Origin of the sequence: Microbacterium sp. 4-7 (genome assembly GCF_014332665.1) — a bacterium.
Lineage (GTDB): Bacteria > Actinomycetota > Actinomycetes > Actinomycetales > Microbacteriaceae > Microbacterium.
Genome location: NZ_MCRH01000007.1, coordinates 167,075 through 189,454, shown reverse-complemented (window position 1 = coordinate 189,454; position 22,380 = coordinate 167,075). Strand labels below are relative to the sequence as shown.

20 protein-coding genes and 1 tRNA gene are annotated in these 22,380 nt (G+C 67.0%); 15 read left to right on the top strand and 6 right to left on the bottom strand.

The features are described from left to right. Window positions 1–79 precede the first annotated feature (79 nt). The 4 genes from BEP68_RS15495 (at window position 80) to BEP68_RS15480 (ending at window position 5,306) form a co-directional block, all read left to right on the top strand. On the top strand, window positions 80–1,093 hold the full coding sequence (locus BEP68_RS15495) for a LacI family DNA-binding transcriptional regulator (RefSeq protein WP_053097086.1): 1,014 nt from the start codon (window positions 80–82) through the stop codon (window positions 1,091–1,093). A gap of 155 nt (window positions 1,094–1,248) precedes the next feature. Further along, on the top strand, window positions 1,249–2,769 hold the full coding sequence (mmsA, locus tag BEP68_RS15490; RefSeq protein ID WP_222839478.1) for a multiple monosaccharide ABC transporter ATP-binding protein: 1,521 nt from the start codon (window positions 1,249–1,251) through the stop codon (window positions 2,767–2,769). Then, window positions 2,766–4,124 carry a multiple monosaccharide ABC transporter permease gene (gene mmsB / locus BEP68_RS15485; protein ID WP_053097084.1) on the top strand — a complete coding sequence of 453 codons (1,359 nt, stop codon included), beginning with the start codon at window positions 2,766–2,768 and terminating at the stop codon, window positions 4,122–4,124. The genes mmsA and mmsB overlap by 4 nt, the downstream gene beginning before the upstream one ends. A gap of 60 nt (window positions 4,125–4,184) precedes the next feature. Next, complete coding sequence (locus tag BEP68_RS15480; RefSeq protein ID WP_053097082.1) at window positions 4,185–5,306, top strand: sugar-binding protein; 1,122 nt, start codon at window positions 4,185–4,187, stop codon at window positions 5,304–5,306. Between the two features lie 145 nt (window positions 5,307–5,451). Here BEP68_RS15480 and BEP68_RS15475 read toward each other — a convergent pair whose 3' ends face one another. From BEP68_RS15475 to BEP68_RS15460, 4 genes are all read right to left on the bottom strand, one after another. Beyond that, window positions 5,452–6,282, bottom strand: coding sequence for a hypothetical protein (locus BEP68_RS15475; RefSeq protein WP_187250512.1), 831 nt, complete (start codon window positions 6,280–6,282; stop codon window positions 5,452–5,454). A 301-nt stretch (window positions 6,283–6,583) separates the two neighbouring features. Then, complete coding sequence (locus tag BEP68_RS15470) at window positions 6,584–7,354, bottom strand: hypothetical protein (RefSeq protein ID WP_187250511.1); 771 nt, start codon at window positions 7,352–7,354, stop codon at window positions 6,584–6,586. Window positions 7,355–7,425: 71 nt separating this feature from the next. Then, entirely contained in the window at window positions 7,426–7,947 is a 522-nt protein-coding gene (locus tag BEP68_RS15465; RefSeq protein WP_187250510.1) for a hypothetical protein, read from the bottom strand. A gap of 153 nt (window positions 7,948–8,100) precedes the next feature. After that, complete coding sequence (locus BEP68_RS15460) at window positions 8,101–9,444, bottom strand: HNH endonuclease signature motif containing protein (RefSeq protein ID WP_187250509.1); 1,344 nt, start codon at window positions 9,442–9,444, stop codon at window positions 8,101–8,103. Between the two features lie 103 nt (window positions 9,445–9,547). On the opposite strand from BEP68_RS15460, the gene BEP68_RS15455 reads away from it, so the two are divergent. The 6 genes from BEP68_RS15455 (at window position 9,548) to BEP68_RS15430 (ending at window position 16,903) form a co-directional block, all read left to right on the top strand. Beyond that, the gene (locus tag BEP68_RS15455) at window positions 9,548–10,288 is read left to right on the top strand and encodes an alpha/beta fold hydrolase (protein WP_187250508.1); all 741 of its coding nucleotides are present in this window, start codon (window positions 9,548–9,550) and stop codon (window positions 10,286–10,288) included. A 64-nt stretch (window positions 10,289–10,352) separates the two neighbouring features. Then, window positions 10,353–12,164, top strand: a complete 1,812-nt coding sequence (locus tag BEP68_RS15450) for an ABC-F family ATP-binding cassette domain-containing protein (protein WP_056280025.1) — start codon at window positions 10,353–10,355, stop codon at window positions 12,162–12,164. 123 nt (window positions 12,165–12,287) lie between these two features. Beyond that, window positions 12,288–14,090 carry a Na+/H+ antiporter gene (locus tag BEP68_RS15445; RefSeq protein WP_187250507.1) on the top strand — a complete coding sequence of 601 codons (1,803 nt, stop codon included), beginning with the start codon at window positions 12,288–12,290 and terminating at the stop codon, window positions 14,088–14,090. Between the two features lie 91 nt (window positions 14,091–14,181). Then, window positions 14,182–15,096, top strand: a complete 915-nt coding sequence (locus BEP68_RS15440) for a MetQ/NlpA family ABC transporter substrate-binding protein (RefSeq protein WP_053097067.1) — start codon at window positions 14,182–14,184, stop codon at window positions 15,094–15,096. Between the two features lie 104 nt (window positions 15,097–15,200). Further along, window positions 15,201–16,244: a methionine ABC transporter ATP-binding protein gene (locus tag BEP68_RS15435; RefSeq protein ID WP_187250506.1), complete on the top strand. Its 1,044-nt coding sequence runs from the start codon at window positions 15,201–15,203 to the stop codon at window positions 16,242–16,244. Continuing rightward, a complete protein-coding gene (locus BEP68_RS15430) occupies window positions 16,244–16,903 on the top strand; it encodes a methionine ABC transporter permease (RefSeq protein ID WP_053097064.1) in 660 nt (219 codons plus the stop codon). Before BEP68_RS15435 ends, BEP68_RS15430 begins: the two co-directional genes overlap by 1 nt. Here BEP68_RS15430 and BEP68_RS15425 read toward each other — a convergent pair. Continuing rightward, window positions 16,890–17,813 carry a pseudouridine synthase gene (locus tag BEP68_RS15425; protein WP_222839477.1) on the bottom strand — a complete coding sequence of 308 codons (924 nt, stop codon included), beginning with the start codon at window positions 17,811–17,813 and terminating at the stop codon, window positions 16,890–16,892. The genes BEP68_RS15430 and BEP68_RS15425 overlap by 14 nt on opposite strands. A 17-nt stretch (window positions 17,814–17,830) precedes the next feature. Beyond that, window positions 17,831–18,325, bottom strand: a complete 495-nt coding sequence (locus tag BEP68_RS15420; protein WP_053097060.1) for a MarR family winged helix-turn-helix transcriptional regulator — start codon at window positions 18,323–18,325, stop codon at window positions 17,831–17,833. Window positions 18,326–18,396: 71 nt separating this feature from the next. On the opposite strand from BEP68_RS15420, the gene BEP68_RS15415 reads away from it, so the two are divergent. From BEP68_RS15415 to BEP68_RS15395, 5 genes are all read left to right on the top strand, one after another. After that, window positions 18,397–18,468 (top strand) — tRNA-Gln (locus BEP68_RS15415). 1 nt (window position 18,469) lies between these two features. Then, complete coding sequence (gene glmU, locus BEP68_RS15410) at window positions 18,470–19,900, top strand: bifunctional UDP-N-acetylglucosamine diphosphorylase/glucosamine-1-phosphate N-acetyltransferase GlmU (protein ID WP_072591547.1); 1,431 nt, start codon at window positions 18,470–18,472, stop codon at window positions 19,898–19,900. Window positions 19,901–19,908: 8 nt separating this feature from the next. Then, window positions 19,909–20,943, top strand: a complete 1,035-nt coding sequence (locus BEP68_RS15405) for a ribose-phosphate diphosphokinase (protein WP_053097056.1) — start codon at window positions 19,909–19,911, stop codon at window positions 20,941–20,943. A gap of 85 nt (window positions 20,944–21,028) precedes the next feature. Further along, window positions 21,029–21,499, top strand: a complete 471-nt coding sequence (locus tag BEP68_RS15400) for an FMN-binding protein (RefSeq protein WP_187250504.1) — start codon at window positions 21,029–21,031, stop codon at window positions 21,497–21,499. A 15-nt stretch (window positions 21,500–21,514) separates the two neighbouring features. Further along, a complete protein-coding gene (locus BEP68_RS15395; RefSeq protein ID WP_187250503.1) occupies window positions 21,515–22,372 on the top strand; it encodes an FAD:protein FMN transferase in 858 nt (285 codons plus the stop codon). The last annotated feature ends 8 nt before the right edge of the window (window positions 22,373–22,380 follow it).

Genomic DNA, 22,380 nt, shown 5'->3' with positions numbered 1-22,380 from the left:
CCTCGGCGAGGTGCGCTCCGCGCGCCTGGCATACATAATGAAGAGACGATGTGACCGTGCACATACAAGGAGGTCTGTGATGTCGACTGCCTCCGAGCGTGCCCGGATGCCGAGCATCCGCGACGTGGCGAGACTCGCGGGGGTGTCGCACCAGACCGTATCGCGGGTGCTGAACGACCACCCCAGCATCCGTCCCGAGACGAAGGCGAAAGTCCTCGACGCCATCGCCGTGCTGGACTACCGCCCCAACCTCGCGGCGCGGGCGCTCGTCACGAGCAAGTCCAACATGCTCGGCATCCTCTCGGCCACGGTCGGTGAGTTCGGACCGACGTCGTCGATCGTCGGCATCGAGGACGCCGCTCGCGAGGAGGGGTACTCGGTCTCGACCCTGAACCTCTCGGCCACGACGCCCGAGGCGATCGGCAACGCTCTGCGGCAGCTGGCACGCGAGCAGGTCGACGGCATCGTGGTGCTCGCCCCGCAGGTCCGGGCGTTCCATGTGCTGAAGGGCATGGCGGTCGAGATGCCGTTCGTCTCGCTGCAGACGGCCTCCGGCTCCGACGGGGTGACCCTGTCGGCCGACCAGGTCGCGGGCGCGCGCACCGCCACCGAGCATCTGATCGGGCTCGGACACAGCGACATCATCCACATCGCCGGGCCGCAGGACTGGATCGAGGCCGAGTCGCGCATGCGCGGATACCTCGATGCTCTGCGGGAGGCCGATCTGCCCACCTTCCCGCCGATCCGCGGAGACTGGACGGCCGACTTCGGCTATTTCGCGGGGCAGGAGCTCGCCCGACGGCGTGACTTCACGGCCGTGTTCGTCGCGAACGACCAGATGGCGATCGGGCTGCTGCACGGGTTCAGGGATGCCGGCATCCGCGTGCCCGAGGACGTGAGCGTCGTCGGGTTCGATGACATCCCGGTCGCGGCGCATGTCGCACCGACGCTGAGCACGGTGCATCAGGATTTCCCCGAGCTGGGTCGCCGCGCCGTGCGCATCCTGCTCGCGCAGATCCGTGGTGAGCAGGTGCCGCAGTTCGGGCCCCTGCAGACGACCCTTCGAACGCGGGAATCGTCCGCGCCTCGATAAGGCCACATTTTCGCGAGTGGTCTTGACACCGTCTCAGCGAGCGTAGACTATGTAATCCAATGTGAACGGTCACATCGAAGGTGACCGCCCGTCGCGAGGAAGATCTTGTGAGCACCACAGCAACGTTGCCGGTCGTGTCAGGCCCCATCCTGGAGATGCGCAGCATCACCAAGGAGTTCCCGGGTGTCAAGGCGCTGTCCGACGTGTCCATCACCGTCCGGGCCGGAGAGATCCATGCGATCTGCGGCGAGAACGGCGCCGGGAAGTCGACCCTGATGAAGGTCCTCTCCGGCGTGTACCCCTACGGCACGTACGAGGGGGAGATCCTGCTCTACGGCGAGGAGCAGCGCTACCGCGACATCGCGGCGAGCGAGCAGGCCGGGATCGCGATCATCCACCAGGAGCTCGCGCTGATCCCTGAGCTCTCGATCACCGAGAACATCTTCCTCGGCAACGAGATCCGCCACTTCGGCGCGATCGACTGGCGCGCCCAGCGTCAGCGCACGGTCGAGCTGCTGGCCCGCGTCGGCCTGCGCGAAGACCCCGACGTCGCCATCAAGACGCTCGGTGTCGGAAAGCAGCAGCTGATCGAGATCGCGAAGGCCCTCAATAAGGACGTCAAGCTCCTCATCCTCGACGAGCCCACCGCGGCACTGAACGAGAACGACTCGCAGCACCTCCTCGACCTGATCCTGGGTCTGAAGGCCAAGGGCATCGCGTCGATCATGATCAGCCACAAGCTCAACGAGATCGAGCAGATCGCCGACGAGATCACGATCATCCGCGACGGTCGCACGGTCGAGACGCTCGACATCTCGCGCGGCGAGATCAACGAGGACCGCATCATCCGCGGCATGGTCGGCCGCTCGCTCGAGAGCCGCTACCCCGACCGCACCCCCGAGATCGGCGACGTGTTCTTCGAGGTCAAGGACTGGTGGGTGCAGCACCCGACCGTGTCTGAGCGGATGGTCGTCAAGGGGTCGAACCTCAACGTGCGTCGTGGCGAGGTCGTCGGCATCGCCGGTCTGATGGGCGCGGGCCGCACCGAGTTCATGATGAGCATCTTCGGTCGCTCCTACGGCACGTTCCTCGGCGGACAGATCGTCAAGGACGGCCAGGAGATCACCATCCCCGACGTCTCCTCGGCGATCAAGCACGGACTCGCGTACGTCAGCGAGGACCGCAAGGTGCTGGGGCTCAACCTGCTCGACACCATCAAGCGGTCTGTCGTGGCGGCGAAGCTGTCGAAGATCTCGAAGCGCGGCGTCGTCGACGAGCGCGAGGAGTACTCGGTCGCTGAGCGCTACCGCAAGGCGCTGCGCATCAAGACGCCCAGCGTCGAAGAGGGCGTCGGCAAGCTCTCGGGAGGAAACCAGCAGAAGGTCGTGCTGGCCCGGTGGATGTTCACCGACCCCGACCTGCTGATCCTCGATGAGCCCACGCGCGGCATCGACGTCGGCGCGAAGTACGAGATCTACGCGATCATCAACGAGCTCGCCTCCCAGGGCAAGGGCGTCATCGTCATCTCCAGCGAGCTGCCCGAGCTGCTCGGCATCTCCGACCGCATCTACACAGTCTTCGAAGGTCGGGTCACCGACTGCATCCCGGCCGACCAGGCGACACCCGAGGCTCTCATGCGCAGCATGACCTCCGCGACTCAGAAAGCATCCGCATGACCACCGACCTCACGACAACGAAGCGCGGCTTCCACTTCGGCGACATCCGCAAGATGTTCGGAAGCAACGGCACCTCGTCACTGCGCCAGTTCGGCATCCTGGGCAGCCTCATCGTCATCATCGTCCTCTTCGAGGTGCTGACGCTGCTGCGCAACGGACCGAACGGCGCGACGCTGACGTCGGGCAACCTGATCAACGTCATCAACCAGTACTCGTTCATCCTGATCCTCGCGATCGGCATGGTGATGGTCATCATCATGGGGCACATCGACCTGTCGGTCGGCTCCGTGGCGGCCTTCACCGGCATCATCGTCGCGAAGTCGATGGCCGACTGGAACCTCCCTTGGCCGCTGGCGATCCTGCTCGGCCTCGGCGTCGGTGCCCTGGTGGGCGCCTGGCAGGGGTTCTGGGTCGCCTACGTCGGGGTGCCCGCGTTCATCGTGACGCTCGCCGGCATGCTCTTCTTCCGTGGCGCGCAGCAGTGGATCGGTGACGCTCAGACGATCCCGGTGCCCAAGGGCTTCCAGGTGATCGGCACCGGCTACCTTCCTGAGGTCGGGCTCCCGCTGGACTTCAACGTGCCGACCATGATCCTCGCGCTGGTCGCGGTGGCGTGGCTGGTCTTCTGGGAGATCCGCACCCGTCGCCAGCAGCACAAGATGGGCTCCGACAGTGCGCCCCTCTGGGTCAGCGTCGTCAAGGTCGTGCTGCTCTCGGTCGTCGTGCTCGCCGCTGCGTGGATGTTCGCGACGGGTCGCCCGGGCACGAGCTTCCCGGTTCCGGGTCTGATCCTGCTCGCCCTCGTGATCATCTACTCGTTCATCACGCGGAACACCGTCTTCGGTCGCCACATCTACGCCGTGGGTGGCAACCGCCAGGCCGCACGCCTCTCCGGCGTGAAGGACCGCTGGGTCGACTTCTTCGTCATGATGAACATGTCGATGATGGCCGCACTCGCCGGCATGATCTTCGTCGCCCGTTCGCAGGCATCCGGACCGAACGACGGCACCGGCTGGGAGCTCGACGCGATCGCGTCGGTGTTCATCGGTGGTGCTGCGGTCGCCGGTGGTATCGGTACCGTGATCGGCTCGATCATCGGTGGTCTGGTCATGGCGTTCCTCAACAACGGTCTCGCTCTGCTCGGCCAGGGTGCCGACGTCGTCTCGATGATCAAGGGCCTCGTGCTGCTGCTCGCGGTCGGCATCGACGTCTGGAACAAGCAGCAGGGCCGTCCGTCGCTCATCGGTCTCCTGACCCGCCGGTCGGGCCGCAGGAGCGACCCGGAGGCCACCGCGACCTTCGAGCCCAACAGGACTTACCAAGCCCCTCCCGTCGACAAGACGAGGGCCGAGTAAGCGGACTCTCCGCGCAGTGCTCGCACGCAGAATCCGTCACATCACACAGAAAGAGATCACATGAAGAAGATCATCGTCACAGCGACAGCGCTCGTCGCGACGGCTGCCTTCGCACTCACGGGCTGCTCCGGTGAGCGCGGCGGCGGAACCGACACGGGATCCGGCGAAGAGGCCGAAGCAGGCTTCGCCGCCGACTCCTCGATCGGTGTCGCCCTTCCCGACAAGACCAGTGAGAACTGGGTCCTCGCGGGTCAGCTCTTCACGGACGGCCTGGAAGAGGCCGGCTTCAAGGCAGACGTGCAGTACGCTCCGGCGAGCAACACGGTCGCCGAGCAGCAGAACCAGATCCAGGCCATGGTCACCAACGGCGCCAAGGTCATCATCATCGGCGCGAAGGATGGCAAGCAGCTCGCCACCCAGGTGCAGGCGGCCAAGGATGCCGGCGCGTACGTGATCGCGTACGACCGTCTCATCGAGAACACCGAGGCAGTCGACTACTACGTCGCGTTCGACAACTTCAAGGTCGGCCAGCTGCAGGGCCAGGCCCTGCTCGACGGTCTCGCCGAGCGTGCGGGCCACGAGGCTCCGTACAACATCGAGCTCTTCTCGGGCTCGCCGGATGACGCCAACTCGAAGGTCTTCTTCGACGGCGCCATGGACGTGCTCCAGCCGGAGATCGACAACGGCAACCTGGTGGTCGTGTCGAAGCAGACCGAGATCGCGCAGACCGCGACCGAGGGATGGCTTCCGGAGAACGCGCAGAACCGTATGGACACGCTGCTCACCTCGTCGTACAGCGGTGACACCGTGGTCGACGGCGTGCTGTCGCCGAACGACACCCTTGCTCGCGCCATCATCACCTCGGTGCAGCAGGCCGGCAAGCCGGTTCCGGTCGTCACGGGTCAGGACTCCGAGGTCGAGTCGGTGAAGTCGATCATGGAGGGCATCCAGTACTCCACGATCAACAAGGACACCGCACTGCTCGTCGAGCAGTCGATCAAGATGGTCGGCCAGCTGCAGAAGGGCGAGACCGTCGATGTCAACGACGAGGAGTCGTACGACAACGGCGCCAAGGTCGTTCCGGCGTACCTGCTCGACCCGATCATCGTCACCAAGGAGAACGCTGCTGAGGCGTACGCCAACGTGCCGAGCCTCCTCGAGATCGTGAAGTCGTACCAGTAAGCGACATCGCACTCACCGCTGACGAGCCGTCCGGACCTTCGGGTCCGGGCGGCTCTTCGCCATGTCGGGTCGACTTTTCACACCGCGCGCGGACGAGCCGCTGGCGGAAAGCGGACGTCCTGTCGGAGGACGTCCGCACACGGCGCTAGCCCCAGACGGGGTCGTCGGGATCGGGAGAGTCTGTGCCGTCGGCATCTGTCATGATGCGCGCTTCAGCGATCCACGACGTCAGAGGGCCATCGCGGAGGAGATGAGGCCGCGGTGTGTCGAGCAAAACGGAGGCGGCGACCTTGTCCAGCGGCTCATCGCTCGCGAAAATGACGACGTTGCCGAGTGGCCCTTCCGCATCTTCCGGCTCTGCATCGAGCACGACAGCGACGTGCTCGAACACGGTGCTCAGGGTCGCGGCCTGTCGTCGTGAGTATTCGAACGGATGCCCGTCGAGCAGGTTCACGGCGACCACGCCCGCTGCTGCGGAGCGCGCGGCGACCCGACGATAGAACTCCTGGCTGGCCACACGATGCCGGATGACGGCGGCATCCCAGAGATCGACGACGGTGAAGCACGCCTCCACCCAATCGGTGTCGATCGCGGTGCGATAACTCGCTGCGTCGTCAAGTCCGGGGGACGGAGATGACTGCACCGGCGATGTCTTCTCATTCGGAAAAGCGGCGTCCGCGACCGTCCGAGCGTCACCGAGGATGACTCGTATGTCAGACCCGTGAGGCAATGGCAGCGCGTCGATGACGGCGGCGTAGAGCGCGGGTTCGAACTCCACCACGAGCTGAGGTGATCCGGCGCGCGTCGCCTGGACGTAGCGTGCCAGCGTGAGTGCTCCGGCCCCCAGATGCACGGTGAACAGCGGCGCGTCAGGCTCGGCGGCGGCATCCATTGCGCGGGCGATGTGTTGGGTGTAGCTGTACTCGAGGTCGGTCGGCTCGGTCATCGAGACGACGGACTGCGCAATTCCATCCACGCTGAGCTCGAAGCGACCGGGTCGCCTTCTCGACTGCACCAGCTTTGCCGTGCGGTCGGCTAGTGAGAGCGAGAACACCCGGCGACTCCATGGCACCTGTCTAGTTTAAGCCGGAGGGGATCGGTCGGCGGCTGCCTCTGGAGGAGCAGAGCGCCGTAGGCGAAGTCGCTCTCGGAAGGCCGAGCCTCCTTGAGATCGTCGGGTCGTACGAGAAAGCGATCAGCCATCGGGCAGAAGAGGGCCGCTCGGACCTTCGGGGCCGGCGGCTCTTTCTTGTTGTCGTGCTGCTGTGGTGCGTTCTTCAGCAGCCGACGCCGGCCGGGTTCTCGTGGCAGGTGTGGGCGACGAGCGCGGTGCGGGCCTCGAGGATGCGGATCTCCTGCGTGGCGCCGCTGGTCGTGAGCTGCCCGGGAATGTCGATCCATCCGCCGCCGAGGTCCACCCGCGCGGTGAATCGGATGTCCACGCGGGCCGGGTACACGCCGGGTTCGCGGTAGACGTGGCTGGTCGGGGTCGGCGTGAACTGCGCCTGACCGAGCGCCTCCCACGTCTGACCCGGCGTGGTCACGGTCGCGGAGCTGCCGTCGCCGTACGTGTAGTCGTATCCGGCCGGGACAAACCGCACGCGCAGTGGCACGCCGAACAGCTCGCCGTCTTGGATCTGCGTGGATGCTGCGGCCGTGAAGTTCGTCGGCATCCCGGCGATCCCGACGTTGCCGGGTTCGGCGGTCGCACGGACTGATGCCGGTGCGAATCGCGCCAGGTCGGAGATGGTGATCGTCGGGGTGCCCGGCGTCGACGGAGCGGAGGCCGGGGGAGCGGGCCGGTTCGGGCGCGGCGCACAGCGCGTGGTGCCCGAGTCGTCCATGCATGCCGCGAGGTCGATCGCCTCCTGGCTCGGTCCCGACGGTTCACCCGGACCCGTACCGTCGCCCGGACCGCCATCACTCCAATTCGAATCGGTGCCGGGATCAGTGCTCGGCTGCTGCTGGGTGCCGGAGATGGTGAGGGAGGAACCATCCGTCGAGCCGCAGACTCCGACGGAGGCCAGTTCGCCGGTGCATGAGCTCATGTCGACCCGAGGCGCGGGGACTGAGACCGAAACGCAGATCACGGTGGCCATGCACAATGCTGCTCCGGCTGTCAGCACGTCGTCGTCTCCGCGGTCGCCTCGTGCGCAATAACGAGGGACATTGTCGAAACAACAAACTCAACCCTTTGGGCGACTATGTCGCCACGCTCGGGCGGAGTCACGTTCACACCGGCCTCGCTCATGAGCGAGACCCCAGAAACGTCAATGCAGACCAGACCTACTACACGCGGATGGTCGGTCTGAAGCTTGGCGGATTCCTCTGCGAACGAAGTCACCTCGGCAGTGCCTTCAATTCGAAGGCCCTCCGCGCGTAGGACATTTTGTCCGTCGATATCGCTCTCCAGTGCGACTCCGGTGAGGTACTGCTGCGGATCAGCGCCGGATACTCCTTTGCGCCGGTCGTTCAGCGCATCGTTGTACGCCCGGTACACCTTCTCCGCTGCAGCGAACGCCTCCTCCTCGTTGGCGAAGGCCGCGGTGGGCGTAGGGGCGGGCTCGGGTTCAGTGGTGCATCCCGCGAGAGCGCCAACCCCCAACGCCACTACGGCGACAGCAACTATGCGCGCGCCCAACCGTGGAACTGCCGCACCACGGCCTCTGCCGCGACGAATCGCAAGAACGGACAAGGGGCGCAATGGAGAAGGAGTCACCGCGCCACCGTAGTGAAATCGGCCAGGCTCGCGTCGCGTTTCTCCACAGGTCCGCGCCAGCGCGAACGTCTCCGCTCAGAACGGCGCGCGCACGGCATCCGATTCGGTGAAGGTCACCGTGTTCGGTGCAGGGGGAGTGTCGATGTACGTCCGCCCGATGGGACTCGTCCACTCCATGACCCCGCCGGGCTTCGGCTCGACGTGCCATGGCGTGTGATGTTTCAGAACGTGATGTCGGCGACAGAACGATGCCAGATTCGATTCGCAGGTCGCGCCACCCGTCGAGGCAGCATGGTGGTGGTCGAGGTCGCATTTCCGCGCCGCCACTCCGCACGCCGGGAAGCGACATCGCTGATCTCTTGCCCGTAGGTGCCTGCGCAGGTGGCGGCTCGGTCGGTATCGGTCGACGGCGAGGACGCGACCGGTGATCGGATGCGTCAGCACCCGTTCCCATCCCTTCGTCTGCCCGGCCAATCGGCGCGCAGTATCGACGTCGATCGGAATCACGCCGTCGAGCTCGGCGGGCGGCGCCGCCTCGGCATCCGGAGCACCCGACCCCTCGTGCGCATCGTCGTCCATCAGGGTCGTCACCGGAACGGTGATCTCGATGCGCGCACTGATGGCCGCCAGCAGTCCGTCTTCGCTGTCGTGCCCGGTCGGCTGGCCGCTGAGCACGAGGTCGGCGAGCAGGTCGGCGCGGATCTCGTCGACCGTCCGATCATCCGCCTCGAACTCATCGCCGTCGCGAGCCGCCCGCCGCTTCGCGCGAAGGTTCTCGACGCGCAGTGCGTGCGCCATCTGCGAGAGACGATCGAACATGCCGTGGACGAGCGCGGCAGGCGCGTGCGTGTGCAGCGTCGCCATCCCGTCTTCGCCATCCGTCACCCAGACTCGCCGCTGAGACCTGGCGCGACGATGCCGCTCCGACACTGTCGTCGGGGCGAACCGCTCAGCGACTCGCCGTGCCAGCGCGCGCAGTCGGTTCGGCGATTCCACCTCCGCCAGCGGAAGGATCACCGCGGAATATGCCTCGCGGTGATCGGGCGACTCGAGGCCCGAACCTGCGTCGACGATGACACGGGAGTGCGCGGCGCTGATCCGCCCCGCTCCCTGTGCGGCCCAGACGGCGGGGAACCGATCGACCAGCAGCTCCGCCGCCGCCATCCGGCGCTCGATGGTGCGATCGCTGACATGCTGCACGGCTCCGATCTCGGCCGCGATGGTCCTGATCGAATGGTCTCCCCGGTCCGGGTGATCCCCCTGCTTCGCGATGTCGACCGCGAGCCGACCGGCGATCGCCAGCAGCCCGTCGCGCGCGGCGCTCATGCTGCTCAATGTCGCCTCTGCGACTTGCAACGCGGCGACGAGATCGGCGAGATTCGCGATCTGCGTATCCGTCGCGTCGAGCAGTGCTGTCATGTCTCCGAGTAGATCACGGACCACCGACATTCGAACAAAGCTTCGAGACATTCCCGAACCGACATGATCCCGGAAGAGTGATGACTCATGCGACACTGACGTCATGCTCCTTCACGCCGTCGACGTCGGCGACGGCCCCCGTACGGTGGTTCTGCTCCACGGGATGATGGGCTCGGCCGACAGCTGGTGGCGTGTGATGCCGGTGCTCGCTGCACAGGGCTTCCGTGTGCTGGCGATCGATCTCCCCGGTCACGGTCTGTCACCGCGAGACCCGCGTCTGACGATCGAGCGGGCCGCATCGTCGGTGGTCGAGACCGTCCGAAGTCTCGCCCCGGGGCGGCCGCTCGCGGCCGTCGGACACTCCTTCGGTGCGAGCGTGCTCGCACAGGCGGCCCCGCTGCTCCGACCTGAACCGGGCATCTATGTCGATGCCGCACTCGTCCTCCCCGGCGGCAGCGACCGTGACGATCTCATCGAGCGGTACGCCCGCGATCGCGAAGCGCGACAGTCGCCGGAGAACCTCCGTGCCTCGCGTCCGTTCTACTCGGAGAGGGATGCCGAGATCGAGGCACTCGCCGCCCGCCGCTTCGACCCGACGACGATGGCATCCGTCTCCTGCGGCCGCGATCACATGTGGCTTCCCGACCCGGGGTCGATCATCGTCCGCGCCGACCCGAGCGACTGGGTGACCGCCGCCGACGTCGCCCGGTTCGAGGCGAACGGCATCGACGTGCGCAGCATCCCCGGAGCCGCGCACACTGTCTGGTACAGCCACTTCGAGGAGTTCACGGCGTCGCTCCCGGAGCTGTTCGGCCGGCGCGCTCGTGCGCAGGGTGTCGGATGACGAGGCAGCCGTGACAGGAAGCTGACCGGGCCACCCAGACCGCGCGACTACCCTGGGGAGTGACATGGCACATCTTCTCGGGGCAGAAGCCCTTCATCTCGAATATCCGACGAGGGTCGTCTTCGACTCCGTGACCCTCGGCATCGAAGAAGGTGACCGCATCGGCATCGTCGGCCGCAACGGCGACGGCAAGTCGAGCCTCCTCGGAATGCTCGCCGGCATCAAGGAGCCGAACTCGGGCCGCGTCACGGTGCGAGGCGGCACGACCATCGGCGTCCTCGACCAGGCCGACACCCTCAGCGACGACCTGACCATCAGCGCGGCGGTCGTCGGTGACACCCCGGAGTACGAGTGGGCCGGCGACCCGCGCATCCGCGACGTGATCGAGGGACTGCTGAAGGACCTGCCCTGGGATGCGGAGATCGGCTCCCTCAGCGGAGGCCAGCGCCGACGCGTCTCACTCGCCAAGCTGCTGACGGGGGACTGGGACGTCATCGCCCTCGACGAGCCCACCAACCACCTCGACGTCGAGGCCATCACCTGGCTCGCCGGACACCTCAAGAAGCGGTGGAGCCCGAACTCCGGAGCGCTCATGGTCGTGACTCACGACCGGTGGTTCCTCGACGAGATCTGCACCGAGACCTGGGAGGTGCACGACCGCATCGTCGAGCCCTTCGAGGGCGGCTATGCGGCGTACATCCTGCAGCGCGTCGAGCGCGACCGCATGGCGGCGGCGACCGAGGCCAAACGTCAGAACCTCGCCAAGAAGGAGCTCGCGTGGCTCCGTCGAGGCGCACCCGCGCGAACCGCGAAGCCGAAGTTCCGCATCGATGCGGCCAACGAGCTCATCGCCGACGTGCCGGAGATCCGCGACAAGGTCTCCCTGCAGTCGCTCGCCGTCTCTCGTCTCGGCAAGGACGTCGTCGACCTGCTCGACGTCGGAGTGACCTATCCGACCGCCGACGGCGGCACCCGCGAAGTCCTCCGCGACGTCGAGTGGCGCATCGCGCCGGGGGAGCGCACCGGCATCCTCGGTGTGAACGGCGCCGGCAAATCGACGCTGCTCGGCCTGATCTCGGGCACCGTCGAGCCCACTGTCGGCCGTGTGAAGCGCGGCACGACCGTGAAGGTGAAGACGCTCACGCAGCGCCTCGACGAACTCGAGGACGTCCGACGCGAGCCGGTGCGTGTCGTGATCTCGCGACTGCGCACCTCGTACACGATGGGATCCGGCTCGAAGGCGCAGGAGCTCACGCCGGGCCAGCTCCTCGAGCGGCTCGGCTTCGATTCGGCGCAGCTCTCCACCCCCGTGAAGGATCTCTCCGGAGGTCAGCAGCGCCGCCTGCAGCTGCTTCTCGTGCTCCTCGACCAGCCCAACGTGCTGATCCTCGACGAGCCCACCAACGACCTGGACACCGACATGCTCGCGGCCATCGAGGATCTGCTCGATTCGTGGTCGGGAACCCTGCTGGTGGTCAGCCACGACCGGTACTTCCTCGAGCGCGTCACCGACCAGCAGTTCGCGATCCTCGATGGCCACCTGCGGCACCTGCCCGGCGGCGTCGACGAGTACCTGCGCCTGCGCCAGTTGCAGACCTCGGCACCGGGCAGGTCGCAGACGGCCGTCAACACCGAGAAGAAGGCCCCCAGTCTCGACGGCGCCGCACTGCGCGCCGCCCAGAAAGAGGTCTCGTCGCTCGAGCGCCGCATCCAGAAGCTCACGCAGCAGGTCGACAAGGCGAAGACCGCTCTGGCGGATCACGACCAGTCGGACTTCGCCGGCCTCGGCGACAAGATGAAGGCGATCAGCGACCAGCAGGCCGAGATCGAGGAACTCGAACTCCGCTGGTTCGAGCTGACCGAAGAGCTCGACTGACGAGAGGTCTGGCCCTTCCGCCCTCGCGGGAATACGGTGGCAGTCGAATGCGCTGTGCTCTGGGCGGGGTTCGATGCCAGCCGGGATCGCACAGCTTGATCCTGCGGTACCCGGGAGGTTCAGATGGAAGGACTCGAGGTCACCGTCCTGATCGGACTCACGATCCTCGTGGGCACGTTGATCGCGCCGCGCGTTCGACTCGCGCTGCCGCTCGTCCTCGTGATCTTCGGACTCCTGCTCGGCTTCGTCCCGCAGCTCCGCGAGATCCAGCTGCCCCCTGAGACGGTCCTGCTGCTGTTCCTCCCGGTGATGCTGTTCTGGGAGAGCCTCACGACCTCGCTGCGATCGATCCGCCGTGACTTCCGCTACATCCTCCCGATGAGCACGGTGCTCGTCGTGGCATCCGCATTCGCCGTCGCGGGCATCGGTCTGCTCTTCGGGATGCCGTGGGAGACCGCGCTGATCCTCGGCGCCGCAGTGGCCCCTCCGGATGCGACGGCCGTGGCAGCCCTCGGCAGGCTGCTGCCCCGGCGCATGTTCATGAAGCTCAAGGCCGAGAGCCTCACGAACGACGGAACCGCGCTCGTGCTCTACGCGATCGCCGTCTCGCTGGCTCTCGGCGGCAACATCACACCCCTGTCGGTGACGATGTCGGTGCTCACCTCCTATGTCGGAGGAGTAGCGGCCGGTGTCGTGATCGCAGGCCTCGGCTACCTGCTGCTGCGTCGCACCTCTTCGACGATCGTCATCAACGTCGCGCTGCTGCTCATCCCGTTCAGCGCATTCCTCCTCGCGGAGATCGTGCACGCCTCCGGCGTGCTGGCCGTCGTCGTGGCCGGTCTCATCGTCGCCTATGTATCGCCCCGGGTGACGACAGCCTCGTCGCGGCGGCAGGCCGACGCCGCATGGCCGTTCGGTGTCTTCCTGCTCAACGGAGCGCTGTTCGTGCTGATCGGGCTCGAGGTGCAGTTCGTCGCACATGAGATCTCCGCGGCAGCGATCGGCCGGCTCGTGCTCATCACCCTCGCGGTGTGGGGGACGCTGCTCGTCGTCAGATATCTCTTCCAGCTGCTGAACGCGCCCTTCCAGCGACGCAATCCGGCGCTTCCGTCCCGTGGTGCCAAGGCGCGATCGATGGCGGTGTCGACGGTCGCAGGCATGCGGGGTGCCGTCTCGCTCGCGATCGCGCTGTCGGTTCCGGCCGCCAGCGCGACCGAGGGCGAGATCGCCGGACGCGACGAGATCGTGTTCGTCACGGCGGGAGTGATCCTGCTCAGTCTGCTCGTACAGGGGCCGCTGCTGCCGGCGATCGTTCGCTGGGCACGTTTCCCGGTCGATCACATGGAGGCCGAGGAGTACGAGCTCGCCGAGCGGACGATCTCGGGCGCGGCACTGGCCGCCCTCGACGACCTCGCCGTCGAGCACGGCGTCGGTCAGGAGATCCGAGACAAGGTGCGTGCCGAGGGCTACCAGATGCTCGAGTTCTCGAACGCGCGTGCGCTGGCGCGCGAGCAGGCGATCGTCGATGCCGAGGCCCAGGCGCTCGACGTCATGCTCGACGAGCCCGATCCGCTGGGCGGCGGCCAGCAGATGAACGGGGGAGCGGATGCCGGTGCCGCGGAGGCGTCGGTCGCGCTGCGACTGCCGGACGCGACTCGTGTCGGCGACGACGGTGAGCTCGCGGACGGCGAGGTCAGGACTCTGCAGATGATCGCCACCTCGGCCGACGTCGACGTCATGCAGCGGTCGCCGCTGCTGCGTCACGAGGAGCACACGCGCCTCAAGCTCGCGCTCATCGACCGCAAACGCGAGGTGCTGCTCGGATTGCGCAGAGAAGGGACGGTCGACGACCTCGTGGTCCGTCGGATCTCGGCACGACTCGACCTCGAACAGGTCCGGCTGCAGGGCATCGAGGACTACGACTGAGAGCTGTGACGCTCTGTGACACTCGATTGTCGCGCAGCGCGTCGCCCTGCCTAACGTATTCGAGTCCCCCAAGAGAGGAACCCGAACACTCATGTCCATCACAGCATCCCGTCGGACCACATCCGTCATCGCCGCGCTCGCCGCGGTCCCGCTCTTCGTCGCACTCGCAGGCTGCGCGACCGCATCGTCCGACGCCGGTTCCGGCGGCTCCGAGGACGAGACCGTCAAGATCGGTGTCGTCGGCAAGGGAGACGCACAGTGGGCTCCTTTCGTCGAGGCAGCCGCTGACGAGGGCATCACGGTCGAGCTCGTCGACTTCGGCTCGTACGAGCAGCCGAACCCCGCTCTGACCGAGGGTGAGATCGACCTCAACCAGTTCCAGCACATCGTGTACCTCGCCGAGTACAACACGGCATCCGGCTCCGACCTGACGCCGGTCGGCTCGACGGCGATCTACCCGCTGGGCCTGTACTCGCAGAAGTACGACGATGTCGACGACATCCCCGAGGGGGAGACCGTCGCGGTTCCCGACGACGCATCGAACCAGGCTCGCGCGCTGCTCGTGCTGCAGTCGGCCGGACTCATCGAGCTCAAGAGCGGCGGCACGATCTTCTCCGACCTCTCCGACATCGACACGGGCAAGTCCAAGGTCGAGGTCACCGCGCTCGAGGCCGCGCTGATCCCGACGTCGCTGCCCGACGTCGCGGCGGCGATCATCAACAACGACTTCGTCGAGGATGCGGGTCTGACCTTCGAGGATGCGATCGCTCAGGACGACCCTGAAGACCCGAACGCGCTTCCGTACGTGAACATCTTCGCGGCCCGCGCCGAGGACGCCGACAACGAGACGTACCTGAAGCTCGTCGAGATCTTCCAGACCAATGAGGACGTCCAGGCCGGCCTGCTCGAGTCGTCGGGTGACACCGCCGTGCCGCTGCAGACCCCGGTCGAGGATCTCGTCGCCTCGCTCGAGAAGGTCCAGAAGGACACCGAGGCCAACAAGTAGGACGACCGGGGTGGGTGACACCCCCGTCCGATGAGGGAGAATCGGGTGGCGCTTCGTGCGTCACCCGATTCTTCGTTCCCGAAGCAGACAGACCGGAGCACCGCATGCCGATCGTCACCCTGACGAATGTCTCGAAGACCTACCCCTCCCACACGCGCGACGAGTCCGAGGTCGTGGCCGTGGACGACGTGACCCTGTCGATCGAGAAGGGCGACGTCTTCGGGATCATCGGATACTCGGGCGCAGGCAAGTCCACGCTCGTACGACTGATCAACGCGCTCGAGCCGGCGACGAGCGGGACCATCACCGTCGACGACGTCGACATCACAGCTCTCAAGGAGAGCGAGCTGCGCAAGGTCCGCGGCGGCATCGGGATGATCTTCCAGCAGTTCAACCTGTTCTCCTCGCGCAGCGTCAAGGCGAACATCGCCTACCCGCTCAAGCTGGCCGGATGGTCGAAGCCGGACATCGAGAAGCGGGTCGCCGAGCTGCTGAGCTTCGTGGGCCTGGCCGACAAGGCGAAGGCGTACCCCGAACAGCTCTCCGGTGGCCAGAAGCAGCGCGTCGGCATCGCCCGCGCCCTCGCCACCGGCCCGGCCATCCTCCTCGCCGACGAGGCCACCAGCGCACTCGACCCGCAGACCACGCACGAAGTGCTCGACCTGCTCAAGCGGGTCAACCAGGAGCAGGGCGTCACGATCGTCGTCATCACCCATGAGATGGACGTCATCCAGACGATCGCCACCAAGGTCGCGGTCATGGAGAACGGACGGGTGATCGAGCAGGGCGATGTCTTCGACGTGTTCTCGGCCCCGCAGAATCCGGCCTCGCAGCGCTTCGTCGGAACGGTCGTGAAGGGCATCCCGTCGCCGTCTGAGCTCGGCGTGCTGCGGGAGCGCCACCGGGGCCGCCTCGTCACGTTCTCGTTCCGCGACGGCGACTCGTCGCAGGCTCAGGTCTTCCTCGACCTCGCCGGGGCCGGACTCGACTTCGAGCTCGTGTACGGCGGGATCAACGACATCCGGGGGCGCGCCTTCGGCCACCTCACACTCGCGATCCGGGGTGAGAGCGCCGTGATCGACCGCACGCTCGAGCAGATCGGCCAGCGCGTCGAAGTCACCGAGATCGCAGAAGAGGAGGCACGCTGATGGATCGTCTGAACGAACTGTGGCCCGACCTCTGGAAGGCCGCCCTCGAGACCCTGTACATGACGTCGTTCGCACTCGTGCTGGGCGGCATCCTCGGTCTCGCGATCGGCGTCATCCTGTATGTCACCCGTCCGGGCGGGCTCGCCGAGAACCGGGCCGTGTCGGTCATCGCGAACCTCGGGGTGAACTTCTTCCGCCCGATCCCGTTCGTGCTCTTCGTCGCCGTGGCGCAGCCGTTCGCCCGCGCGGTGGTCGGCACCGGCATCGGCACCACGGCCGGCGCGTTCATGATCGGTCTGGCCGCGGCGTTCGCCATCGGCCGCATCGTCGAGCAGCACCTCGTGTCGGTGTCGCCCGGCGTGATCGAAGCCGCGCGCGCCATGGGCGCAGGTCCCGCGCGCATCCTGTTCACGGTCGCGATCCCCGAGTCGCTCGGACCGCTGATCCTCGGCTACACGTTCATCGTGGTGGCACTGATCGACATGACCGCGATGGCAGGCCTCATCGGCGGCGGCGGCCTCGGCGCGTTCGCCCAGATCTACGGCTTCCGGCAGTTCGAGCCGGTCGTCATGTGGACGGCGATCGTCCTCATCGTCGTCTTCGTCCACCTCGTGCAGATGCTCGGCACGTGGCTCGCGCGCAGGATCATGCGGCGCTGACGGGAGCCTCCTGCAGCGTGCGCGTCGTGGTGAAGACCCGCGGCGCGCCGCTCAGCGGATCGACGAAGTGAAGCTCGCGCGCGAGCAGCTGCATCGGCTTCTCGAAGTCGTCGGGCTTCTCGCCACGCAACTCGGGGTAGAACGGATCGTTCAGGATGCCGAGCCCCAGCGCGGAGAGATGCACGCGGAGCTGATGCATCTTGCCGCTGTGCGGGTGCAGGAGCGTGTGCACGACGCGCTCGTCGGCATCGATCACATCGATCTGCGTCTCGGCGTTCGGCTCCCGCTCGTCGTCGACCTGGACCTTCAGCTCATTGCGGAGCTTCACGATGTGGTTGCGGTAGACGAGCGGGAATCGTGAGGCATCCCAGTCGGCCGGACGAGCCGACACGGCCTCGTACACCTTCTGCACCTGCCGCGTCTCGAAGAGCAGCTGATACGGCCCTCTCGTGGCCGGTCGCGCCGAGAACATCAGCACTCCTGCCGTGGCCCTGTCCAAGCGGTGGATGGGGGCGAGCTCGTCGTTGTCGAGAAGGTTGCGCAGTCGGATCAGCGCCGAGTTCTGCAGGAACTTCCCGCCGGGGATGGTGGGCAGGAAATGCGGCTTGTCGATGACCACCAGATCGTCGTCCTGATGGAGGACCTCGATCTCCACGGGGAGACGGGTCTCGACGGGCGGGTCGCGGTAGTACCAGATGAACTCCTCGACCCCCAAGGGCGTGTCCCGTGCGAGAGGGGTGCCGTCGCGGGCGACGATCTCACCGCGATCGAAGCGGCTGAGCAGCCCCTCGGGATCGAGGTGGAAGAAGCGCTCGATCATGTACGCGCCGACGGTCGGCCATTCGCCGCTCATCGGCACGTGCAGACGCGTCGCGCCGACGCCGTCGCGCACCGGAAGAGGGGAGAGCATGCCCATCCGTCAGCCCCTCACGCGTCGAAGCTCAGGCTCAGCTTGCGCAGCAGCGCAGCGAGCCGATCGCGGTCACCGCGGGACAGCGCCTGCAGCAGGTCGTCCTCGACGTCGACGAGGCGCGTGATCGCGGCATCCACCCGGATGCGTCCGTCGTCCGTGAGCGTCACGAGCACGCTGCGGCCGTCGGCCGGGTCGCCCTCCCGTCGCACGAAACGTCGGCCGACCAGACGGTCGATGCGATTGGTCATGGTGCCGCTCGACACCAGCGTCTGCTGCAGCAGCTGCTTGGGGGAGAGCTGGAAGGGCGCGCCCGCGCGGCGCAGAGCCGACAGCACGTCCCATTCCCAGGCCTCCAGGTCGCTGCGTCGGAACACATCTCTGCGAGCCCGGTCGAGCAGCCTGGTCAGGCGATCCATCCGCGACAGCACCTCGAGAGGCGAGAAGTCGAGGTCGGGGCGCTGGGTGTTCCAGGCGCCGACGATCCGATCAACCTCATCCGCCTCAGTCATCCGTCCATTATCGCCGGTAGCACGCAGGTGGACGTGGCAGACTTGATCCGCGGCGCCCTCGGGGGCCGCGGTCCGCCGTGGTGTAATGGCAGCACGACAGCCTTTGGAGCTGTTAGGTCTAGGTTCGAGTCCTGGCGGCGGAGCATGACTGGGAACAATCTCGCGATCATCGTCCTCGCCGCAGGCCAGGGCACCCGCATGCGCTCGCGTCTTCCGAAGGTGCTGCACCCGATCGGCGGGCGTCCGCTCGTCGGCCACGTGCTGACCACCGCGACGCGACTCGGCGCCGATCACATCGAGGTCGTCGTGCGGCATGAACGCGACCAGGTCGTCGCCGCACTCGAGAAGGACTACCCGACCGCGGTCTTCATCGATCAGGACGACGTCCCCGGCACCGGACGCGCAGTGCAGGTGGCTGTCGACGCGCTCCCTGCCGACTTCGACGGCGACGTGCTCGTGCTCTCGGGCGACTGCCCTCTCGCGGATGCGGACACGCTGGGCTCGTTCCTCGACGCGCACCGCGCCGCGCAGGCGGAGGCGACCCTCATGACCGCCGTGGTCGAGGACCCGACCGGCTACGGCCGCGTCATCCGCGACGCCGACGGCGGCGTCGATCGCGTCGTCGAGCAGAAGGATGCGACGACCGAAGAGGCTGCCGTCAGCGAGATCAACGCGGGCATGTACGTGTTCCGCGTCTCGACGCTCCGCAAGTACCTGCCGTCGGTGGGCGTCGACAACGCGCAGGGCGAGATGTATCTGACCGACGTGCCGGGGCTCCTCCGCCGCGATGGCAGCCGTGTGGCGGCATCCGTCGTCTCCGACGTCACCGTCACCTACGGCGTCAACGACCGCGCTCAGCTCGCGGAGGTCGGTCGTCTGCTCAACCGCCGCATCGTGCGGCGCTGGCAGCTCGAGGGCGTCACCGTGATCGATCCTGCGACGACGTGGATCGACGACGACGCGACCCTCGCGCCCGACGTCACGATCCTCCCGAACACGCACATCCTGCGGGCGACGACGATCGCCGAGGGCGCCATCATCGGACCGGACACCACCCTCGTCGACTGCGAGGTGGGAGAGGACGCGATCGTCCGCCGCACCGATGCGACGCTCGCGGTGATCGGTGCCGAGGCCACGGTCGGACCGTTCTCGTTCCTGCGGCCGGGCACCGTCCTGGGGGCCAGAGGCAAGATCGGCGCCTACGTCGAGACCAAGAACGCCGAGATCGGCGAAGGCAGCAAGGTGCCGCACCTGTCGTACGTCGGAGACGCGACCATCGGGCGAGGCGTCAACCTCGGTGCGAGCACGATCACCGCGAACTACGACGACGTGAACAAGCACCGCACGGTGGTCGAGGACGAGGTGCACACCGGCTCGCACACGACCCTCGTCGCGCCCGTTAGGCTGGGAGCCGGCGCCAAGACAGGTGCTGGCGCTGTCGTCCGCAAGGACGTCCCCGCCGGCTCCCTTGCCATGAGCGTCGCCCCTCAGCGCAACATCGAGGGTTGGGTCGAGAAGAACAGGGCAGGCACGGGCGCGGCAGACGCCGCAGCCCGAACCCGAGTGGCGGAGTAGGCAGAACGATGGCGCGCAAGAAGAAGACGGTCGATCTGGACAGGGACAACGGCATCGCTCCGGGTCTCGTTGCCAAGACCAAGAAGCGACTCGTGGTCGCAGGTGGTCGATCGCACCCCGAGCTCACCGCGGCGGTGGCCGCGTCGCTCGGAACAGAGGTCGTGCCGACCGAGCACCGCACCTTCGCATCCGGTGAGATCTACGCGCGGTTCGAGGTGTCGATCCGAGGCTGCGACCTCTTCCTGATCCAGACCTTCGGTGAGCCGGTCAACGAGTGGCTCATGGAGACCCTCATCATGATCGACGCGGCGAAGCGCGCGTCCGCCAAGCGCATCACCGTCGTCGCCCCGTACTATCCGTATTCGCGTCAGGACAAGAAGGGCCGCGGCCGTGAGCCGATCAGCGCCCGCCTCGTCGCCGACCTGCTGAAGACCGCTGGCGCAGACCGCGTGATGAGCGTCGACCTGCACGCCGCACAGATCCAGGGCTTCTTCGACGGTCCCGTCGACCACCTGTTCGCCAAGCCCGTGCTGCTCGAGTACTTCCAGCGCACGCTGAGCCCCGCGGACCGAGAGATCCTCACGGTCGTCTCGCCCGACATGGGTCGTGTCCGCGTGGCCGACACATGGTCCGACAGCCTCGGCGCCCCGCTGGCGATCATCCACAAGCGACGCGACCCGAAGGTCGCGAACCAGGTATCGGTGCACGAGATCGTCGGAGCGGTCGAGGGTCGCACCTGCCTGCTCGTCGACGACATGATCGACACCGGTGGAACCATCGTGAAGGCCGCGCAGGCGCTCAAGGCCAACGGCGCGCATCGCGTGATCGTCGCCGCGACGCACGCGATCTTCAGCGATCCGGCCTCGGAGCGTCTGCAGGACGCCTCGATCGACGAGGTCGTGATCACCGACACGATCCCGCTCACCGAGTCGCGTCGCTGGGACAAGCTGACGGTCCTCCCGATCGCCCCGATGCTCGCGCGTGCGATCCACGAGGTCTTCGAAGACGGATCCGTCACGAGCATGTTCGGCGGAGACGCGTAAGCGACTCATATATCGGGCACAGCCTGCACATAGACGGGCTCCCTACGGTCGAATCAACACATCGATCAAGGCCGGGAGGACCATCATGATCCGCACGACTGTACCGACTTCTGTTCGCAAGAGCGCCGCCCTGGTCGGCGTCGCCGGGCTCCTCGTGCTCGCCGGTTGCTCCGGCACCGCGGATGCCGAAGACCAGTCCACCGACTCCGGAACCGACACGAGCACCGAGTCGACGGATTCGGGCGCATCGACGAGCGGCGACTACACCGACGGCACGTACACGGCCGACGGTTCGTACCAGACCCCCGAGACGGTCGAGAAGATCAGCGTGACCCTGACCGTCGCCGACGGCCTGGTCACCGAGGTCGAGGTGACCGGTGACCCGCAGGCACGCGAGAGCGAGCAGTACCAGGGGCAGTTCATCGACGGGATCTCGGATGAGGTCGTGGGCAAGTCGCTCGACGAGATCGAGGTCAGTCGAGTGGCCGGATCGTCGCTGACCAGCGGCGGGTTCAACGAGGCCGTCGAGTCGATCAAGGAGCAGGCGGCCGCCTGAGGCGCCTGACCACGTATGGCGATCTGGCGTTTCGACGCGATCGGCACGGCCTGGGAGATCGAGACGTCGCACGAGCTCGACGAGCATGACCGTGAGCGAGTCGGGGCCGAGATCGAGCGGTTCGACCGAGAGTGGTCGCGGTTCCGTGACGACTCCTCGGTCACGCGGGTCGGCCGTGACGGCGGCTCGATCTCCTCGCCTGATGCGGGAACGATGCTCGATGCCTTCCGCGAGCTGTCCCGCGCGACCCACGGGGCGGTCAACCCGCTCGTCGCCGACAGCCTGTCGGCCCTGGGCTACGACTCGTCGTACTCGCTCGTCGCGCACGATCCCGTCGCTGCGCCCGGCGACTGGACGTCCCTGCTGGACTGGACGCCGGGGGAGGCCACGGCATCCGTTCCCGCCCTCCTCGATGTCGGGGCCCTCGGCAAGGGACGCCTCGTCGACCTCGTCGCCGCGGTGCTCTCCGACGTTCCCGGGAGTGTCGTGGTCGATGCCGGCGGTGACATGAGAGTTCGCGGTGATGTCGTTCGGGTGGGCCTCGAGCATCCATACGACCCGACGAAGGCGATCGGAGTGATCGAACTGCAGAATGCCGCGCTGTGCGCCTCGGCGGTCAATCGCCGTGCGTGGGGCGACGGACTGCATCACGTCCTCGACGCTCGCACCGGCGTGCCCGTGCGGACATGGGCGGCCACGTGGGCGATCGCCCCCGACGCGATGCGAGCGGACGCGGTCGCGACAGCGCTGTTCTTCGAGGGCGGGCCAGAGATCGCCGCATCGTGGGGCGTGGAGTGGGTGCGGATGACGACCGACGGGCGGGCGGAACGCTCGAACGGCTGCCCCGCTCAGCTGTTCACCACCCGCCGTTGAATCAACGA

Bases quoted from the DNA above. Each gene is read 5' to 3' on its own strand.
- BEP68_RS15405 (WP_053097056.1), top strand. From the start codon at position 19,909: ATGGCGCGCAAGAAGAAGACGGTCGATCTGGACAGGGACAACGGCATC.
- glmU (WP_072591547.1), top strand. From the start codon at position 18,470: ATGACTGGGAACAATCTCGCGATCATCGTCCTCGCCGCAGGCCAGGGC.
- BEP68_RS15495 (WP_053097086.1), top strand. From the start codon at position 80: ATGTCGACTGCCTCCGAGCGTGCCCGGATGCCGAGCATCCGCGACGTG.
- BEP68_RS15440 (WP_053097067.1), top strand. From the start codon at position 14,182: ATGTCCATCACAGCATCCCGTCGGACCACATCCGTCATCGCCGCGCTC.
- BEP68_RS15455 (WP_187250508.1), top strand. From the start codon at position 9,548: ATGCTCCTTCACGCCGTCGACGTCGGCGACGGCCCCCGTACGGTGGTT.
- BEP68_RS15460 (WP_187250509.1), bottom strand. From the start codon at position 9,444: ATGACAGCACTGCTCGACGCGACGGATACGCAGATCGCGAATCTCGCC.
- BEP68_RS15430 (WP_053097064.1), top strand. From the start codon at position 16,244: ATGGATCGTCTGAACGAACTGTGGCCCGACCTCTGGAAGGCCGCCCTC.
- BEP68_RS15420 (WP_053097060.1), bottom strand. From the start codon at position 18,325: ATGACTGAGGCGGATGAGGTTGATCGGATCGTCGGCGCCTGGAACACC.
- mmsA (WP_222839478.1), top strand. From the start codon at position 1,249: ATGCGCAGCATCACCAAGGAGTTCCCGGGTGTCAAGGCGCTGTCCGAC.
- BEP68_RS15395 (WP_187250503.1), top strand. From the start codon at position 21,515: ATGGCGATCTGGCGTTTCGACGCGATCGGCACGGCCTGGGAGATCGAG.
- mmsB (WP_053097084.1), top strand. From the start codon at position 2,766: ATGACCACCGACCTCACGACAACGAAGCGCGGCTTCCACTTCGGCGAC.
- BEP68_RS15400 (WP_187250504.1), top strand. From the start codon at position 21,029: ATGATCCGCACGACTGTACCGACTTCTGTTCGCAAGAGCGCCGCCCTG.
- BEP68_RS15435 (WP_187250506.1), top strand. From the start codon at position 15,201: ATGCCGATCGTCACCCTGACGAATGTCTCGAAGACCTACCCCTCCCAC.
- BEP68_RS15450 (WP_056280025.1), top strand. From the start codon at position 10,353: ATGGCACATCTTCTCGGGGCAGAAGCCCTTCATCTCGAATATCCGACG.
- BEP68_RS15445 (WP_187250507.1), top strand. From the start codon at position 12,288: ATGGAAGGACTCGAGGTCACCGTCCTGATCGGACTCACGATCCTCGTG.
- BEP68_RS15480 (WP_053097082.1), top strand. From the start codon at position 4,185: ATGAAGAAGATCATCGTCACAGCGACAGCGCTCGTCGCGACGGCTGCC.
- BEP68_RS15470 (WP_187250511.1), bottom strand. From the start codon at position 7,354: ATGAGCTCATGCACCGGCGAACTGGCCTCCGTCGGAGTCTGCGGCTCG.
- BEP68_RS15425 (WP_222839477.1), bottom strand. From the start codon at position 17,813: ATGCTCTCCCCTCTTCCGGTGCGCGACGGCGTCGGCGCGACGCGTCTG.